A 17264-nucleotide genomic window follows, 5' to 3' on the forward strand; every position below is an offset into this window, starting at 1 on the left:
GGACAACCGGATACCCGCCGGTAGGAGATACCGTCAGATGCCATGGCACGCTCTGTACTCGTCACCGGGGGCAATCGCGGCATAGGCCTCGCGATCGCCCGTGAACTCGCCGCGGCCGGCGACGCCGTCGCGGTCACCTACCGATCCGGGGAGCCGCCCGAGGGCCTGTTCGGCGTGCGCTGCGACGTCACCAGCATGGCTGACGTCGAGGCCGCGTTCGACAAGGTCGAGGCGGAGCAGGGCCCGGTCGAGGTCCTGGTCTCCAACGCGGGCATCACCCAAGACACGCTGCTGGCGATGATGAAGGAAGATGCCTTCACCAACGTCATCGACGCCAACCTGACCGGCGCGTACCGCGTCGCCAAGCGGGCCATCCGCCCGATGATGAAGCTCAAGCGCGGCCGGATCATCCTCATCTCCTCCGTGGTCGGCCTGTCCGGCCAGGCCGGACAGGCCAACTACGCCGCCTCCAAGGCCGGGCTGGTCGGCTTCGCCCGCTCCCTGGCCCGCGAGTACGGCTCGCGCAACATCACGGTCAACGTGGTCTCGCCCGGCTTCGTCCAGACCGACATGACGGCCGACCTCGACCACGAGGCGATCGTCTCCCAGATCCCCCTCGGGCGGCAGGCGGCGCCCGCGGAGGTGGCACGCGTCGTACGCTTCCTGGCCGGCGACGACGCCTCTTACATCACCGGGGCCGTGATCCCGGTCGACGGCGGACTCGGAATGGGGCACTGACATGGGAATTCTCGAAGGCAAGCGGATCCTCGTGACCGGCGTGCTCACCGACTCCTCGATCGCGTTCGCGGTGGCCAAGCTGGCCCAGGAGGAGGGCGCCACGGTGGTCCTCACCGGGTTCGGCCGCCTGAGCCTGGTGGAGCGCATCGCCAAGCGCCTGCCCAGCCCGGCGCCGGTGCTGGAGCTCGACGTCCAGAACACCGAGCACCTCGACACGCTCGCGGCGCGGGTGGGCGAGCACGTGGACGGCCTCGACGGGGTGGTCCACTCGATCGGCTTCGCCCCGCAGACGGCGCTCGGCGGCAACTTCCTCAACACCTCGTGGGAGGACGTCGCCACGGCCCTGCACGTGTCCACCTACTCGTTCAAGTCGCTGGCGGTGGCCTGCCTGCCCCTGATGAAGGAGGGCGGGGCGGTCGTCGGCCTAGACTTCGACGCCTCCAAGGCGTGGCCGGTCTACGACTGGATGGGCGTGGCCAAGGCGGGCCTGGAGTCGTGCAGCCGCTACCTCGCCCGTGACCTCGCCCAGCACAACATCCGCGTCAACCTGGTGGCGGCCGGCCCGCTGCGCACGATGGCGGCCAAGTCGATCCCGGGCTTCAAGGAGTTCGAGGACAGCTGGCCGGAGAAGGCCCCGCTGGGCTGGGACCTGACGGACACGGCCCCGACGGCCAAGGCCTGCCTGGCACTCCTGTCCGACTGGTTCCCGGCCACGACCGGCGAAATCGTCCACGTGGACGGCGGCGTCCACGCCATCGGCGCCTGACGCCCGGCACTCTCGGGCATCGCCCCGGCACGGTTTCCGGCTGACGTCACCCGACTCTGGCGCCCCAAGGGGCCAGGGTGCTCAATGGGAGGTTCGGCGCCATTGAGCACCGTTCCCGGTGCTCCTTGGCGCGCCGCGTCGGCGGCCCCCGGGGTCAGGCCAGGCGGTGGCGGCCGTTGTTGGCGCGGCCCGGTTCGAAGGGGATCGATTCCGTCGGCTCCGTGCGGTGCCGCCGTTGCTGGACGATCCGCGTGGCCAGCACCGCCGACGCCAGCAGCGCGATCGTCAGCACCGTCCCCAGCACGTCCGAGGCAGGCGGGCTGGGCCGAACCACCCGCTGGTCCTGCATCGGCACCGTCAGCTCATGAGCGAACGGATTGGGCCACAGCAGATCCACCCGGGGCTCGTCCGTGTCCACCGTCTTCTCCTCGGAGACCGGCCGCCCCGTGTCCACGAGCTCCGGCCGCTGTTCCGGCGGTGTGGGCGGCGTCGTGGGCAGGGACTCCACGCCCCACTCCCTGGGCCGCGACGTGCGGCCGGGGGAAGGCGAGGGCGTGGGCGACAGCCGCTCCACCGTGCCCTGGTCCTGGCACGCCAGCACCGGCAGGCACACGCCGTCCAGCGCGCTGTCCAGCCCCGTGGGGGAGGGGGAGGGGGTGTGTGAGGACTTGGTGCCCGGTGAGGACTTGGTGGTCGGCACCGCTTCCCCGACGCGGCCGAGCACCTCGCCGGTGGTGTCGTCGACGCCGTCGGTGACCTTGTCGGTCGTCCCGCCCGACAGGGTGTCGACCGTGTTGGTGATCCCGTTCACCACGTCGCACAGCGTGTTGGTCACCCCGGAGAGCAGGCCCCCGCCGCGCGTGCAGTCCTGAGGCGCGGCTGAGGCGGCAGGCGCCGCCACTGGGACGGCCACCAGCGCCACCGCGAGGACTCCAGCCGAGATCGCGGTCCTGCTCCCCATCCATCCCCTCCTGCGTCGCTTCCAGGGGAAATCTTTATGGACATCGCACATGGGACGCAGGCGTTTGCCGGGTAAAGTTGCGATTCGGTATCGACTAGTGATACGCGAGAGAGCCTCTCGTTCCAGGGGCGAGTGGTCAGTCGAGTGACGACACGTCATCGAGGGCCTCGCGGATCTCTATGGGCAGCACCACGTCCTCGGCCGGCAAGGCCCCAGTGAGCTGCGCGTGTGTACGGGCCCCGACGATGGCCGAGGCGATCCCCGGCTGGTCGCGTACCCAGGACAGGGCGACCGCCAGCGGCGACACGCCGAGCCCGTCGGCGGCGGTCATGACCGACTCGACGACCCGGCGGCTGCGCTCGTCCAGGTAAGGCCGGACGAAGTCGGCGAAGTGCGGGGTCGCGGCCCGGGAGTCGGCGGGGATGCCGGTGCGGTACTTCCCGGTGAGCACCCCGCGGCCCAGCGGCGACCAGGCCAGCACGCCCACGCCCAGGTGGGCGGCGGCGGGCAGCAGCTCGCGCTCGGGCTCGCGGGCCAGCAGCGAGTATTCGACCTGCGCCGAGGTGATCGGGATGCGGCCGGGGATGGTGCGCTGGGTGACCGCGGCCGCGGCCAGCTGCCAGCCGGTGTAGTCGCACACGCCGGCGTAGACGGCGCGACCGGAGGAGACGATCGCGTCGAGCGCGGCCAGGGTCTCATCCAGCGGCACCTCGGCGTCGTACGTGTGCAGCTGCCACAGGTCGACGTAGTCGAGCCCGAGCCGGTTGAGCGACTCGTCGACCGCGGCGATCAGGTGGCGCCTGGAGGCGTCGCGCGGCCTGCGGCCCGACGGCGTCACCACGGCCTTCGTGGAGATGACCAGCTCCGAGCGCGGCACGGAGTCGCGCAGCATCCGCCCCAGCAGCCGCTCGGCGTCGCCGCCGGTGTAGACGTCGGCCGTGTCGACGAGGTTGCCCCCAGCCGCCAGGAACGTGCGGAGCTGGGCGGCCGCCTCCTCCGCGTCGGTGTCACGCCCCCAGGTCATCGTGCCGAGCCCCAGCCGGGACACCGACAGCCCGCTGTGGCCGACATAGCGCTGCTCCATGATCCCGCCAGGGTACCAACAACAAACCTGCTCAGCGGGCTGCCGCTCCACTGTCGTTCGTGGTCAGCGCGGGGGCGGCAGCCCGTCTCGGTCATTGGCCGTACAGCTGGATGAAACGTGGTGATAGCCGCCTGCGACACTTACCGGATGACCACGCTGCTTCTGGCCCGGCATGGGCTGACGGACCTCACCGGCCCGGTGCTGGCCGGGCGAACCCCGGGAGTGCATCTGAGCGAGGCCGGCCGGGCGCAGGCGGCGGCACTTGCCGCCCGCGTCGCGGGCGTCAGGCTCGACGCCATCGTCTCCAGCCCGCTCGAACGCTGCCAGGAAACGGCCCAGGCCGTGGCCGAGGGGCGCGAGCTGGACGTGCAGACCGACGACCGTTTCATCGAGTGCGGGTACGGCGGCTGGACCGGGCGGCCGCTGAAGGAACTCGCCAAGGAGCCGTTGTGGCAGGTGGTGCAGGCGCACCCGAGCGCGGCGACATTTCCGGAAGGGGAGTCGCTGGCCGGAATGCAACATCGGGCCGTCTCGGCGATCAGGGAGTGGAATCAACGCCTCGGGGAGAAGGCTGTCTACCTGGTTTGCAGCCACGGCGACGTGATCAAGGCGATCGTCGCGGACGCTCTCGGGCTCCATCTCGATCACTTTCAGCGGATAACAGCTGATCCCGCGGCCATCACCGTCGTTCGCTATGCCCCCCTGCGCCCCTTTGTTCTCAGGCTTAACGATATGGGGGAATTGAGGCTTCCCGAGGATTCGGAGGAGAAAGACGGGGGAGAAAACATCACCGGGAGCGATGCCGCCGTCGGTGGCGGACCCGGAACCACGTAAGGTCAGCGTATGCCGGTCTTCGACTACGACCCACCAGAGAGGTTCGTCGCCGGTGCCTTGGGGCAGCCGGGCGCGCGGGCCTTTTTTCTGCAGGCCAGGGCCGAGGGCAGACTGACCACGGTGGCGCTGGAGAAACTGCAGGTCGCCGCGCTCGCGGGCAGGCTGGACGAGCTGCTCGACGAGGTGCTGCGGCTCAGCGGAGGCACCGCGCACGTCCCCGCGCTGGCCCCCGCCGACCTGACCGACGACGCGCCTCTCGAGACCCCGGTCGCGGAGGACTTCCGCGTGGGCACGATGGCGCTGGCCTGGGACTCGGAGAAGTCCCAGGTGGTGATAGAGGCGCAGGAGGTCGTCGACGAGGACGACGTCGACGGCCCGGACCCGGCGGTGCTGCGTGTGCGCATCAGCCCGGGAGCCGCCCGCGCCTTCACCCAGCGGGCACTCAAGATCGTCGCGTCGGGCCGACCGCCGTGCCCTCTGTGCGGACAGCCACTCGACGCCACCGGGCACGTCTGCGTGCGTCTCAACGGATACCGCGGGGGTGAGGCGGCTTCATGACCGCTCCTGAGAGCGAACCGGCCATCAAGCCGTCCCGACAACAGCCGTCCATAAAAGACGATGAGGCTCTCGCGCTGCTCCGCGACGGCCGCCTGGAGGTGGCAGGACGGCTCGTCGAGGCCACCAACATGACGCTGTACTGCTCGGTCAAGCTTGGCTCCCGCTCGGCCGCGTGCGTCTACAAGCCGGTACGCGGTGAGCGCCCGCTCTGGGACTTCCCCGACGGCACCCTCGCCGCCCGTGAAGTGGCCGCGTTCGAGGTGTCGCAGGCCACCAGCTGGAACATCGTGCCGCCCACGGTCTACCGCGAGGGCCCCTTCGGTCCCGGCATGGTGCAGCTGTGGATCGACACCGAGCGGGAGATCGACCTCACGCGACTGGTCAAGAGCCGCAACCCGCTGGTGCGCCGGATGGCGGTGTTCGACGCGGTGGTCAACAACGCCGACCGCAAGGGCGGGCACCTGCTGCCCCTGCCCACGGGGCACGTCTACGGGGTCGACCACGGGGTCTGCTTCTCCGTCGAGGACAAACTCCGTACCGTGCTCTGGCAATGGCGTGGCAAGCCCCTCGCGCGTGAGGCGGTGGCCGTGCTGGCCAAGCTCGAACGCGACATCGAGTCGGGCTCGCTCGGGCGCAGGCTGCGCGAACTCCTGACGCTGGAGGAGGTGGAGGCCACCTGGCGGCGGGTCCGCCGGCTGCTCGACACGGGTGTCCACCCGTACCCGTCGGAAGGATGGCCCGCGATCCCCTGGCCCCCGATCTAAGCGCTCATTGCCCGTTTATTACCCTTTGCGCCATGTGCACGCTGATCGTGAGAACCGGGCGGCCGCTGACCCTCATGGGCGTGCGGGACGAGTACACCGATCGCCCATGGGAGGGACCGGGGGAGCACTGGCCGGAATACCCGGGCGTGATCGGCGGGCGCGACCTCAAGGCCGGCGGCACCTGGCTGGCCGTCAACCCCTCGGCCCGCCGCGCCGCCGCACTGCTCAACGGGCGCGGCAAGCAGGCCGAGGAGACGACCAGGATCTCCCGGGGAGACCTGGCGCTGCGGGCCGCGTACACCGGACAGGCGCCCGGCGGCGACCTCACCCGCTACGACCCGTTCCACCTGGTGCTCGCCGAGCCGGCGCGCGTCCGCCTGTTCAGCTGGGACGGCGACCGGCTGACCGTCACCGGCCTGACCGAGGGCACCAGCATGGTCGTGAACACGGGGCTCGACCCGGCGGACGCGCGGGTGGCCGCGTACCTGCCCAGGTTCGAGAGCGAGCCGTGGGGCGAGCTGATCAAGGCGGAGCCGTCCGCCGACCCTGCCGCGCTCATCGTCCGGCACGAGTTGCCCGACGGCCGGATCTTCGCCTCCCTGTCGGTGATGGAGGTCACACTCGCGCAGGACGCGGTGACGTACGACTTCGCAGACCTGACCGCTGATCGGGACGGATAGGCTCAAACACATGAGATCGTGGGCTGCCCAGAACGTTCCAAAGCTCCCAGGTGAGAGCATTCCGCTGAGTCTCTACGACACGTCGGCCAGGCAGGTGAGGCAGACCGATCCGGGGCCGACCGCCAGGATCTACGTCTGCGGCATCACCCCCTACGACGCCACCCACCTCGGCCACGCCAACACCTACCACGCCTTCGATCTCGTCGGGCGGATGTGGCGCGACGCGGGCCACGAGGTCCACTACACGCAGAACGCCACCGACGTGGACGACCCGCTGCTTGAGCGGGCCGCGCAGACCGGCGTCGACTGGCGTGACCTCGCCGAGCGGGAGATCGAGCTGTTCCGCGGCGACATGGAGGCGCTGCGGATCCTGCCGCCCCGCGAGTACGTCGGCGTCACCGAGGTCGTCGGCCGGGTCGCCGACCTGATCGCCAAGCTGTCGGCCAAGGGCGTCACCTACGTCCTCGACGGCGACGTCTACTTCAGCGTGTCCGACGCGCCCAAGTTCGGCCAAGTGTCCGGCTACGACGAGGCCGAGATGACGGCCATGTTCGCCGAGCGCGGAGGCGACCCCGGCAGGGCGGGCAAGCGGCACCCGCTCGACTGGCTGCTGTGGCGGGCCGAGCGGCCCGGCGAGCCGGCCTGGGAGTCCCGGCTGGGCAGGGGCCGCCCCGGCTGGCACATCGAGTGCACCGCGATCGCCGTCGACAGCCTGGGCTCCGGCTTCGACGTGGCGGGTGGCGGCTCCGACCTGATCTTCCCGCACCACGAGTGCGGCGCCTCCGAGGGCCACGCGCTCACGGGCGAATGGCCGTTCGCCAAGTTCTACACGCACGCCGGCATGGTGGCGCTCGACGGCGAGAAGATGTCCAAGTCCAAGGGCAACCTGGTGTTCGTGTCCAAGCTGCGGCTGGCGCACGACCCGATGGCGGTCCGGCTCGTGCTGCTGGCCCACCACTACCGCGCGGACTGGGAGTACGTCCCGTCGCTGATCGCCGACGCCGAGCGCCGGCTGGCGACGTGGCGCTCGGCGGTCGCGCTGTCCTCGGGGCCGCGCGCCGACGACCTGCTGGCCACGGTGCGTGCCCGGCTGGCCGACGACCTCGACTCGCCGGGCGCCCTGGCCGCCATAGACGCCTGGGCGGCCGAGGCCCTCACCGCCGGCGGCCCCGACCCCGACGCCCCCGGGCTGGTCCGCGACCTCGCGGACGCCCTCCTGGGCGTCGCGTTGTGACGGTCGTCGTGCGTGGGGCCGCGCTCTGACGGTGCTTTGGGGGCCGCGCCGGAAAGGGACGCACTGGCCCCCATCTCGCCGACGCGGCGCGCGCGAGGGCAGTGGCGGCTAGAGCGACGCCTGGCGCAGGCCGGGCGCGTCCCTCAGAGCCCGGCGGCCGGCGAGGGCCTCGTCGTAGCGGTGCCAGATCAGCTCCGCCACGTCCGGGTCCGCGCCCAGCGGGTCGCTCACCAGCCCGGCCCCCGCAGCCGCCAGCCGCCCGTGGAAGAACCCGGGCGCGAGGACGTACGAGGCGATGGCCACGCGGGCGGCCGGGGTCGAGCCGAGCCGTTCCATGGCCTCATCGAGTGACGGCGACCCGGCCGAGGCGAAGGCGGCCGTGACCGGACGCGCAAGGCGTACGGCCAGCAATTGGGCGGCGGCGCGGACGTCGGCCAGCGCCGACGGGTCGGAGGAGCCGGCGGCGCCCAGGATCACGGCGTCCGTGGAGCGCAGGCCGGCCCGGGCCAGCTTGCGCGCCAGCGCCGACGTCAGCAGCCGGTGCGGTCCCAGCCAGCCGGCCACCACGGCGTCGGGACGGCACGCGGCGATGACCTCGGGCAGGTCGATGTGGACGTGGTAGCCGCCCGCCAGCAGCAGCGGCACCACGACCACCGGGCCGCGGAGCGCGGTCAGCACGTCGGACAGCAGGGGGGAGCTGATCTCGAGGTAGCTCAGCTCGACGCGCTGCCCGGGACGGGCTCTGCGGACCGTCTCCGCCAGGGCCGACAGGGTCTGCTCCCCGGCCGCGCTGCGCGTGCCGTGCGCGGCCAGGACGAGTGCGGGCCGGACAGGCCCGGCGAGCGAGTCACGGGGGGTCAAAGGCCCGCCTCGTACAGGCAGGCGAGGCGGTAGCCGCGCTTGACCACCGTCTCCACGATCCCGCTCGGCCCGAGCGCGCGCCGCAGCCGCGTGATCGCCATCTCCACCGCGTGCTCGGCCGACTCGCGCGCGACGCTGCCCGGCAGCACGGTACGCAGCTCGGTGCGGGACACCACGTGGCCCGGCTTGTCCGCCAGGCGCTTGAGCACCGCCATCGGGGCCGGGGGCAGCGGGCGCAGCTCCCCGTTCACCACCACGGCGTGACCGCGGATCTCCAGCCGGTGGTCGCCGGCCACGAGCCGGGTGACGCCGTGTTCGGGCAGGTGCCGGGCCAGCGCGCGGGCCAGCGCGCCGAGGCGCGAGCGCTCCGGCTGCAGGGTCGGCACGCCGCGCGAGGTCAGCGGCTCCGCCGTGACAGGCCCCACGCAGGCGGCCACGACCTTCCCGCTGAACGCCGCCAGCAGCGTCTCCTCCAGCCCCTCGGCGCGAGCCGCCCCCAGCATGGCGTGGACGGCGGGCGCGCTGGTGAAGGCGACCGCGTCCACCGAGCCGGAGATGGTCTGGCTGATCAGGCGGCGCAGCGGCGAGATGTCGCGGTACGGCAGCCACCGGTAGACCGGGATCTCGATCACTTCGGCCCCCGCCTGGCGCAGGTCGGTCACGAAGTCGCTGAGCGGCTCGCCGTGCTGCTGCACCGCGATGCGCCGTCCGCGCAGGTCCTGGGCGAGGAGGTACTGCTTGACCTCCTCGCACGACTCCGTGGCGGGCGTCCAGTGGTCGTTCAGCCCGGCGGCGCGCACCGCTCCCCTGGCCTTGGGGCCGCGGGTCAGCAGGCGCGAGTTGGCCAGGTGCTCGCCCAGGTCGGCCGACAGTCCCCAGCCCTCCGCGGCGGCCATCCAGCCGCGGAACCCGACGCCGGTGGTGACCACCACGTCGTCGAGCGGCCCTGCCAGGCTCTCCCGGGTCGCGGCGAGCAGGTCGGCGTCCTCGGCCAGGGGGACCAGCCGGATCGCGGGGGCGCTGACCACGCGGGCGCCGCGCCGCTCCAGCAGCGCGCCGAACTCCTCGCGGCGCCTCGTCGCGGTCACTCCGACCGTGAAGCCCGCCAGGGCATCGGGCGCCGTCTCCGGGGAAGAGCCGCCCTCAAGGGCAAGCACACTCATGCCGGCACCTCCAGGTAGTCGGTGATGCCTGGCCAGGCCCCGAGCACCCGGCCAGGCATCACAGGCACGTGTGACGCAAGTGAGATCACCCTCCGATACTGCTTTGGGGTGGTTTCGCCCACGGGTCTCTTCTGTTACCGCTGTGCTACATGGCAGAAGCTTGGGGATTGGCGAGGGGCGGTCGCGGGAAGCGTTCACCGTGACGACGCCGCCTATCGGGGAGTTGCGGGTGACGGTCCGGCCTATTCGCATGTTCGATGATCCGGTGCTCCGCTCGGTCGCGGCGCCGGTCCATGACTTCGACCGCGAGCTGCGGCTGCTGGTGAAATCGCTGACCGCCACCATGCGCGCGGGCGCGGGCCGGGCGGGCCTGGCGGCGCCGCAGATCGGGGAGCCGGTACGGGTGGTGGTCTACTCGTACGACGGCAAGTCCGGCCATCTGGTCAATCCCCGCCTGGAGCTTTCGGAGCGGCGGGTCACCGCCGACGAGGCGTGCCTGTCGGCGCCTGGGGTGTGGTGGCCACTGGAGCGTTCCTACGCGGTCACGGCGCGTGGCCGCGACATGTTCGGCAAGCCTGTGACGGTGCGCGCCCTGGGGGTGCTGGCCCGGGTGCTGCAGCATGAGGTCGACCATCTCGACGGCGTGCTGTTCAGCGACCGCCTCGAGGCGGCCGAGCGCGAACGCTTTCTCGCCGAGGCCCTGCCGACCTGAGTCACCTGTGGTGCGCCGGCGTCAGGCTCAGCTCTCGGCGCTGGGCGGCGTCGGTGCCGCCCCACACGCCGTACGCCTGCCTGGTGGCCAGCGCGTACTCCAGGCACGGCTCGCGAACGGGGCAGCCGGCGCACACATGTTTGGCCTGCTCGACCTGGGACTGGCTCGGCCCTTCCACGGAGATCGGGAAGAACAATTCCGGGTCCAAGTCGAGGCAGGCGGCCCTGCGGGTCCAGTCGAGCATCATCATGACCTTGGCGCCTACCCACCCGATCAGCTCTCATACCTCGGCCAGGAGCCGATCCCAGTCCGACAGGAACCTGCCGAGCCCGTAGCGGGCCAGCGCCGCCGCCCGCGCGGCCTTGCCCGCCTGCGCGGCGCGCTCCGGGTCCGCCACGAACGCGTGCAGCGCGTCGGCCAGCACGTTCACCTTCGTGGACAGCACGCCGGCCTCCTGCGGCACGGCCTCGATCGCCTCGGTCGCGGCCAGCGCGACCACCGGCAGGCCCAGGGTCATGGCCTCGATGAGGGCGAGTCCCAGCGAGGTCCACCGGTAGGGGTGCAGGTAGACCCGGCGCCGGGCCAGCTCGGCGTGCATGACGTGCTGCGGCAGGTCCTCATGGGTGCCGTACGGCAGCCCGTCCACCTTCATCCCGAACACGTCCAGCGGCACCCGTTCGGCGAAGCGCGGCAGCAGATCGGTCCCGGCGACCCTGGTGCGGCGTACCGGCTCGTTGACCACCACGCCCGCCCTGGGCAGCTCGCCCGTGTACAGGTGGCCGGGGTCGGGGACGCCGTGCTCGACGACGCGGGTGCGCGCCCGGCCGTTGTCCCAGTACAGCTCGTTGAAGTGGGTGACGTGCACCAGCGTGATGTCGCTCTGGTCGGCCAGCGGGTGCCGGGTGCGCGGCACGTCGCCCGCCGGGGTGTTGTGCTCCACGTACACACCGGGCACGTCGCGGCCGAGCCATTCGCGGGCCAGATCGGGCTCGTGCGGGCGCTGGTAGACGGCCACGTCTATGGGCTCATGGCGGAGCCGGTCGAAGGGCACCTCGCGGGCGGTGCCGGGCCAGTCGAACGTCTGGGCGCGTCCCCGGCCGTCGGGACCACGGCCGGGGACGAGCGGAAGGACGTATTCGTGGCCGCCCCTGATGAAGGCGCTGGTCCACGAGCCGTGTACGTGCCAGATGAGGATCCTCACCAGCGGCTCCAGCCCAGAGCCCGGGCCCACGGCGCCGAGGCGGCCGGCACGGGGCCCTCCGCGTCGCTCAGCACGCGCTCCACGACGTCGGTCAGGTCGTCCGCGACCTCGGCGGCCTGATCGATCTCCTCGCGTCGCGTCTGCTGGGTCGGCACCAGGATGCCCCTGGCTCCGGCGGCCCTGGCCGCCTCCATGTCCCTGCCGATGTCGCCCACGACCACGCAGTCGCGGGGGCTGACGTCCAGGATGGCAGCGGCCCTGATCACGAGCCCGGGCGCGGGCTTGCGGCAGGTGCAGCCGTCGGCGTCGTCGTGCACGCAGATCGCCCACGCGTCGAACGGGCCGAGCAGCTCCTCCACCTTGGCGTTCACCTGGTCCATCTGGTCCGCCGACAGCAGGCCCTTGGCCACGCCCGACTGGTTGGTGACCACGGCCACCGGCACGTCGGCGCGTCTGAGCCTGGCCACCGCCTCCATCGCGCCCGGCATGGGCTCGACGAGGTCCGGGTCGCCGTTGTACGGCACGTCCCTGATCAAGGTTCCGTCCCGGTCGAAGAGCACGGCGCCGGGACGTCGCTTTTCGAACACCTTTCACCTCCGTCGCGTGTCCGCCAGCTACCCGGCGCCTGACCCCGCAAACAACTACTCAGAGTGACGAATCCCAGGCGGTTACGCCTGTTTGCGCACCTCCTCGGCCTGGGGGATGTTTGGGCGTCGCTTCTCTCGGTAGCGGTTCTCGACATCTTCTGGGGGAGGAAAGATGAGGTTTCTCGGCATCAACGCGATCTTCCATGACCCGGCCGCCGCCCTGGTGGCCGACGGGAGGATCGTGGCCGCGGCGGAGGAGGAACGCTTCAGCCGCCGCAAACACGGCAAGCGGCCGCTGGCGTTCTCCGCGTGGGAGCTGCCCGAGCTGGCCGCCGCCTGGTGCCTGCGCGAAGCCGGGCTCTCCCCGGAGGACATCGACGCCGTCGCCTACTCCTACGACCCGTCGCTGGTCGTGCAGCGGCCGGAGGGCGACTGGGAGGACCTGCGCACGAAGTACGCCGTGCGCGCCCCGGCGTTCCTGGCCACGGCGCTGCCCGGGCTGGACCCCGGCCAGGTGACGTACGTGCCGCACCACGTGGCGCACGCCGCGTCGGCGGGGCTGGCCTCGCCGTGGCGGGACTGCGCGGTGCTGGTGTGCGACGGGCGGGGCGAGAACGTCTCGCACCTGGCTGGCCGCTACCGGGGCGGCGAGCTGGAGGTGCTGGCCACCCAGGAGCTGCCGCACTCGCTCGGCCTGATGTACGAGGACGTCACCCAGCACCTGGGCTTCCTGCGCTCCAGCGACGAGTACAAGGTCATGGCGATGGCCTCCTACGGCCGCCCGCGGCACCTGGAGGCGCTGCGCGAGGTGATCTACACGACCGGGGACGGCGGGTTCCGCGTCGAGCCGGTCGACTGGAACGGCTACGCCAAGGCGCTGCGCAAGGGCGCGCCCTGGACCTCCGACCACGCCGACCTGGCCGCCAGCGTGCAGGTCCGGCTGGAGGAGGTGCTGCTGGAGCTGGTGCGCTGGCTGCACGAGCGCACCGGCGAGCGGCGGCTCGCGCTGGCCGGCGGCGTGGCGCTGAACTGCGTGGCCAACACGCGGCTCCTGGACGAGGGGCCGTTCGACGAGGTGTGGGTGCAACCGGCGGCCGGCGACTCGGGCACCGCGCTGGGCGGAGCGCTCCATCTCGCGCAGGTCCACGGCGAGCCGGCCGGGCCCATGCCGGGCGCGGCGCTCGGGCGCGGCTTCACCGACGAGGAGCTGGGCGCCTGGCTGGACGTGGCCCGCGTGCCGCACACCCGCCCCGCCGACCTGGCCGCCGCGGTGGCCGCCGAGCTGGCCGCCGACAAGATCGTGGCCTGGTTCCAGGGACGGTCGGAGTACGGGCCGCGGGCGCTCGGGCAGCGGTCGCTGCTGGCCCATCCCGGGCACGCGCACAACACCGAGCGGCTGAACGACGTCAAGGGGCGCGAGCAGTTCAGGCCCGTCGCGCCGATGGTGCTGGAGTCGCGGGCCGCCGAGATCTTCGGGCGCGGGCCGGTGCCCTCGCCGTACATGCTGTTCGTCCACGACGTGCACCCCGGCTGGGCGCCGCGCATCCCGGCGGTGGTGCACGTGGACGGGACCGCGCGCATCCAGACCGTCTCGCCCGGCGCCCAGCCGCTGATGGCGCGGGTGCTGAGCGAGTTCGAGGCGCGCACGGGGCTGCCCGTGGTGGTCAACACGAGCCTCAACACCGCCGGGCGGCCCATGGTCGACGAGCCGCGTGACGCGCTGGAGTGCTTCGGGTCCGCGCCGGTGGACGTGCTCGCCCTGGGGCCGTACCTGGTGCGGCGCGGGGAGGTGTTCGCGGCGTGATCACCGTGGTGATCCCCACGGTCGGACGGCCCACGCTGCGTGACACGCTGGCGGGCCTCGGCTCCGGCGTGCCGGTGATCGTGGTCGACGACACGCCCGCCTCCGACCTGTCCCTGCCCGATCACATAGGACCCGTACAGATCGTCCGGTCCGGCGGGCGCGGGCCCGCGGCGGCGCGCAACGCCGGGTGGCGGGCCGCGCAGACGCCGTGGGTCGTGTTCCTGGACGACGACGTGGTCCCGTCGCCCGGATGGGCCGAGGCGGTCTGGAAGGACCTGGTCGACCTGCCCGACGACGTGGCCGGCAGCCAGGGGCGCATCGAGGTGCCGCTGCCGGCCGACCGACGGCCCACCGACGCCGAGCGGAACACCGCCGGGCTCGCCGGCGCGCTGTGGGTGACCGCGGACATGGCCTACCGGCGGGCGGTGCTGGAGTCGGCCGGGGGGTTCGACGAGCGCTTCCCCCGGGCGTACCGGGAGGACGCCGACCTGGCGCTGCGCGTGTCGCGGGCGGGGCACCGGCTCGTCAAGGGCTCCAGGGTGACGACGCATCCGGTGCGCGCGGACGGCTTCTGGGCGAGCGTGCGCTTCCAGCGGGGCAACGCCGACGACGCGCTCATGCGCCGCCTGCACGGGCCCGGCTGGCGCACCGCCATCGGAGGTGGGCGCGGCCGCCTGCCCGTCCACACGGCCGCCACGGCCGCCGGTCTCGCCGCACTGACCCTGGCCACGGCCGCCGCCCTCCGCACCCGCGAGCGCTCCGGCGGTGCGGGGGTACGGGTGCCGGCCGCGGTGGCGGGTGCCGTGTGGGCCGCGATGACCGCCGAGTTCGCGTGGCGGCGCATCGCGCCGGGACCGCGTACCCCACGGGAAATGTGGCGGATGGTCGTCACCAGCGTCGTGATCCCGCCGGTCGCCTGCGCGCACCGGCTGCGGGGGGAATGGAGGGCGCGGCGATGAGCGGTCGCATGCCAGGAACGCTGTGCGGTCCGAGGCGGTGCAATACGGTGGGCGCCGCCACGCGCGGGCCTGCCGCCGAAGCCGTGCGCGAGCCCGCCACGGCGGCGTCCGCCCAGCCGCAGCGGCGCCGGGACGCCCAGGACCGGGGCCGGGTGCTGGTGGCGCGGCTGGACGACGTGGGCGACGTGCTGCTGGCCGGACCGGCCGTCAGGGCCGTGCGCACGCTGGCCCGCGAGCTCGTCTTCCTGGCAGGACCGAACGGCAGGCAGGCCGCCGAGCTGCTGCCCGGCGTGGACCAGGTCATCGAGTGGCGGGCCCCGTGGATCGACCACACCCCGCCGCCCGTCAGCAAAGGACAGGTCGCCGACCTGATCGCCAAGCTCGCAGACGTGGACGAGGCGGTGATCCTCACCTCGTTCCACCAGTCGGCGCTCCCGCTGGCGCTCCTGCTCCGGCTGGCCGGGGTCCGCAGGATCACCGCCATCAGCAACGACTACCCCGGCTCGCTCCTGGACGTCCGGCACGTCGTGGACGAGAGCGTCGACGTGCCGGAGGCCGAGCGGATGCTGTCGGTCGCCAGGGCGGCGGGCTTCGAACTGCCGAAGGGCGATGACGGCAAACTCGCTGTTCAGCAGCCATTGCCGGATATAGGCCAAGAAATGGGGCACTTGCTCAGCGTCGGCGCCGACGCCGGCAAAGGCGCGTATGTCGTGGTGCACCCCGGGACCTCGGCCCCCGCGCGGACCTGGCCGGCCGACCGGCATCGGCAGACCGTGCGGGAGCTGGTCGAGGACGGGCACCGGGTCGTCGTGACCGGCACAGAACGTGACCTCACCGCCTACGTGGCCGGCGACCTCGCGGCCGACCTCGGCGGCGTGACCACTTTCGCCCAACTGGCCGCCGTGATCGAGCGTGCCGGCGTGCTCGTGGCGGGCAACACCGGCCCCGCGCACCTGGCCGCGGCGGTCGGGACGCCGGTCGTGAGCCTGTTCGCCCCCGTCGTTCCCGCAGTGCGGTGGGCCCCGTACGGGGTGCCCGCGGTGCTGCTCGGCGACCAAGAGGCGCCCTGCCGCGGAAGCAGGGCGCGCATCTGCCCGGTACCCGGACACCCGTGCCTGTCCCACGTGACAAGTGAGCAGGTGGTCAAGGCAGTGAGGGAGCTGGTCCAGTGAAGGTCGATCTCATCTCCGAGCACGCGGATCCGCTGGCGGCGATCGGCGGCGTCGACGCGGGCGGCCAGAACGTCCACGTCGCCGCGCTGGCGCTCGCGCTGGCCGGCCGCGGGCACACGATCGTCGTCCACACCCGGCGCTCATCGGAGCGGCAACCCGAGTCGGTGACCATGGCGCCCGGCGTCACGGTCGAGTACGTCCCGGCAGGTCCCCCGGCCCCCGTCCCCAAAGACGAGCTGCCCCCGTACATGACGGAGTTCACCGAGCGCCTGGCCGAGCGCTGGGCCGCGAGCCCGCCGGACGTCGCGCACGCGCACTTCTGGATGAGCGGGCAGGCCGCGCTGCAGGCGGCGGAAGGCGTGCCGGTGGTGCAGACGTTCCACGCCCTCGGCACGGTCAAGCGGCGCTGGCAGGGCGACGCGGACACCAGCCCCGAGCACCGGATCCCCACCGAGTGCGAGATCGGCAAGCACGCCGACGCCGTCCTGGCGACCTGCGGCGACGAGGTGAACGAGCTGCGCGCGATGGGCATCCCCGAGCAGCGCGTCACGGTCGTGCCGTGCGGGGTGGACCTGCGGGCGTTCTGCCCAGAAGGGCCGATTGCGCCGCGCAATGCGGGCAAGCTGATCCTCTGCATCGGCAGGATGGTGCCGCGCAAGGGCGTCGACACCGTGATCAGGGCGCTGCGCCAGGTATCCGGCGCCGAACTGGTGATCGCGGGCGGCAGCCAGGACGACGACGAGGCGGTCAGGCTGCGCGAGCTGGCGCAGGCGTACGGGCTCGAACGCCGGGTGCACGTGATCGGCAGCGTGCCGCGCGAGCACGTCCCGGCGCTGATGCGCTCGGCCGACGTCGTGGTGACGGTGCCGTGGTACGAGCCGTTCGGCATGGTGCCGGTCGAGGCGATGGCGTGCGGCGTACCTGTCGTGGCCTCGGCGGTCGGCGGGCACCTGGACACGGTCGCCGGCTGCGGCGTGCTGGTGCCGCCGCGCCGCCCGCGCGCCCTGGCCAGGGCGCTGCGCGACCTGCTCGGCGACCCGGACAAGCGGGCGGCGCTCGGCGCGGCCGGGGCGCGCAGGGCCCGCGAGAGGTACGGCTGGCCGCGCGTGGCCGAACTGACCGAGGCCGTGTACACGCAGGTGATCGATGGCAAGGTATGCCGCCTGGCCGCCCTGGGGGGTTGATC

Annotated in this window: 19 protein-coding genes; 12 read left to right on the forward strand and 7 right to left on the reverse strand. The window is 72.6% G+C overall.

Going from position 1 to position 17264, the window contains the following annotated elements; translation table 11 throughout:
- The first annotated feature begins 42 nt into the window (after positions 1 to 42).
- Complete coding sequence (fabG, locus tag ACIBVN_RS19500; protein ID WP_397138152.1) at positions 43 to 738, forward strand: 3-oxoacyl-ACP reductase FabG; 696 nt, start codon at positions 43 to 45, stop codon at positions 736 to 738.
- 1 nt (position 739) lies between these two features.
- Entirely contained in the window at positions 740 to 1504 is a 765-nt protein-coding gene (gene fabI, locus ACIBVN_RS19505; RefSeq protein WP_397138154.1) for an enoyl-ACP reductase FabI, read from the forward strand.
- Between the two features lie 154 nt (positions 1505 to 1658).
- On the opposite strand, the gene ACIBVN_RS19510 is transcribed toward fabI, so the two are convergent.
- Positions 1659 to 2465, reverse strand: coding sequence for a hypothetical protein (locus tag ACIBVN_RS19510; RefSeq protein WP_397138156.1), 807 nt, complete (start codon positions 2463 to 2465; stop codon positions 1659 to 1661).
- A 136-nt stretch (positions 2466 to 2601) separates the two neighbouring features.
- Positions 2602 to 3549: an aldo/keto reductase gene (locus ACIBVN_RS19515; protein WP_397138158.1), complete on the reverse strand. Its 948-nt coding sequence runs from the start codon at positions 3547 to 3549 to the stop codon at positions 2602 to 2604.
- 147 nt (positions 3550 to 3696) lie between these two features.
- Between ACIBVN_RS19515 and ACIBVN_RS19520 the strand changes: the two genes are divergently transcribed.
- From ACIBVN_RS19520 to mshC, 5 genes are read left to right on the forward strand one after another with little or no spacing between them, the layout of a single operon-like run.
- Positions 3697 to 4383 (forward strand): MSMEG_4193 family putative phosphomutase, encoded by a 687-nt coding sequence (locus ACIBVN_RS19520; RefSeq protein WP_397138160.1) that lies wholly within the window; start codon positions 3697 to 3699, stop codon positions 4381 to 4383.
- A gap of 9 nt (positions 4384 to 4392) precedes the next feature.
- On the forward strand, positions 4393 to 4941 hold the full coding sequence (locus ACIBVN_RS19525) for a DUF3090 domain-containing protein (protein ID WP_397138162.1): 549 nt from the start codon (positions 4393 to 4395) through the stop codon (positions 4939 to 4941).
- Entirely contained in the window at positions 4938 to 5705 is a 768-nt protein-coding gene (locus tag ACIBVN_RS19530) for an SCO1664 family protein (protein ID WP_397138164.1), read from the forward strand. The genes ACIBVN_RS19525 and ACIBVN_RS19530 overlap by 4 nt, the downstream gene beginning before the upstream one ends.
- Before the next feature lie 32 nt (positions 5706 to 5737).
- The gene (locus ACIBVN_RS19535) at positions 5738 to 6385 is read left to right on the forward strand and encodes an NRDE family protein (RefSeq protein ID WP_397138166.1); all 648 of its coding nucleotides are present in this window, start codon (positions 5738 to 5740) and stop codon (positions 6383 to 6385) included.
- A gap of 10 nt (positions 6386 to 6395) precedes the next feature.
- Positions 6396 to 7619: a cysteine--1-D-myo-inosityl 2-amino-2-deoxy-alpha-D-glucopyranoside ligase gene (gene mshC / locus ACIBVN_RS19540; RefSeq protein ID WP_397138168.1), complete on the forward strand. Its 1224-nt coding sequence runs from the start codon at positions 6396 to 6398 to the stop codon at positions 7617 to 7619.
- Between the two features lie 108 nt (positions 7620 to 7727).
- Here mshC and ACIBVN_RS19545 read toward each other — a convergent pair whose 3' ends face one another.
- Both ACIBVN_RS19545 and ACIBVN_RS19550 read right to left on the reverse strand, forming a co-directional pair.
- Entirely contained in the window at positions 7728 to 8480 is a 753-nt protein-coding gene (locus ACIBVN_RS19545) for a sirohydrochlorin chelatase (protein ID WP_397138170.1), read from the reverse strand.
- Positions 8477 to 9643, reverse strand: a complete 1167-nt coding sequence (locus ACIBVN_RS19550) for a uroporphyrinogen-III synthase (protein ID WP_397138172.1) — start codon at positions 9641 to 9643, stop codon at positions 8477 to 8479. Before ACIBVN_RS19550 ends, ACIBVN_RS19545 begins: the two co-directional genes overlap by 4 nt.
- A 229-nt stretch (positions 9644 to 9872) precedes the next feature.
- Here ACIBVN_RS19550 and ACIBVN_RS19555 point away from each other — a divergent pair, with 229 nt between their 5' ends.
- Positions 9873 to 10355, forward strand: coding sequence for a peptide deformylase (locus tag ACIBVN_RS19555; RefSeq protein ID WP_397138396.1), 483 nt, complete (start codon positions 9873 to 9875; stop codon positions 10353 to 10355).
- 1 nt (position 10356) lies between these two features.
- On the opposite strand, the gene ACIBVN_RS19560 is transcribed toward ACIBVN_RS19555, so the two are convergent.
- From ACIBVN_RS19560 to ACIBVN_RS19570, 3 genes are read right to left on the reverse strand one after another with little or no spacing between them, the layout of a single operon-like run.
- Positions 10357 to 10605, reverse strand: a complete 249-nt coding sequence (locus ACIBVN_RS19560) for a WhiB family transcriptional regulator (RefSeq protein WP_397138174.1) — start codon at positions 10603 to 10605, stop codon at positions 10357 to 10359.
- Between the two features lie 30 nt (positions 10606 to 10635).
- Positions 10636 to 11556 carry a glycosyltransferase gene (locus ACIBVN_RS19565; protein ID WP_397138176.1) on the reverse strand — a complete coding sequence of 307 codons (921 nt, stop codon included), beginning with the start codon at positions 11554 to 11556 and terminating at the stop codon, positions 10636 to 10638.
- The gene (locus ACIBVN_RS19570; protein ID WP_397138178.1) at positions 11553 to 12143 is read right to left on the reverse strand and encodes a D-glycero-alpha-D-manno-heptose-1,7-bisphosphate 7-phosphatase; all 591 of its coding nucleotides are present in this window, start codon (positions 12141 to 12143) and stop codon (positions 11553 to 11555) included. Before ACIBVN_RS19570 ends, ACIBVN_RS19565 begins: the two co-directional genes overlap by 4 nt.
- A 172-nt stretch (positions 12144 to 12315) precedes the next feature.
- Here ACIBVN_RS19570 and ACIBVN_RS19575 point away from each other — a divergent pair, with 172 nt between their 5' ends.
- From ACIBVN_RS19575 to ACIBVN_RS19590, 4 genes are all read left to right on the forward strand, one after another.
- Positions 12316 to 13947 carry a carbamoyltransferase gene (locus tag ACIBVN_RS19575; protein WP_397138179.1) on the forward strand — a complete coding sequence of 544 codons (1632 nt, stop codon included), beginning with the start codon at positions 12316 to 12318 and terminating at the stop codon, positions 13945 to 13947.
- Positions 13944 to 14906, forward strand: a complete 963-nt coding sequence (locus ACIBVN_RS19580; RefSeq protein ID WP_397138180.1) for a glycosyltransferase family 2 protein — start codon at positions 13944 to 13946, stop codon at positions 14904 to 14906. The genes ACIBVN_RS19575 and ACIBVN_RS19580 overlap by 4 nt, the downstream gene beginning before the upstream one ends.
- Positions 14907 to 15058: 152 nt before the next feature.
- Positions 15059 to 16078, forward strand: coding sequence for a glycosyltransferase family 9 protein (locus ACIBVN_RS19585; protein WP_397138398.1), 1020 nt, complete (start codon positions 15059 to 15061; stop codon positions 16076 to 16078).
- A complete protein-coding gene (locus ACIBVN_RS19590) occupies positions 16075 to 17262 on the forward strand; it encodes a glycosyltransferase (RefSeq protein WP_397138181.1) in 1188 nt (395 codons plus the stop codon). The genes ACIBVN_RS19585 and ACIBVN_RS19590 overlap by 4 nt, the downstream gene beginning before the upstream one ends.
- The last annotated feature ends 2 nt before the right edge of the window (positions 17263 to 17264 follow it).

Origin of the sequence: Nonomuraea sp. NPDC049400 (assembly GCF_044466425.1) — a bacterium.
In the GTDB taxonomy this organism is placed as follows: Bacteria; Actinomycetota; Actinomycetes; order Streptosporangiales; family Streptosporangiaceae; genus Nonomuraea.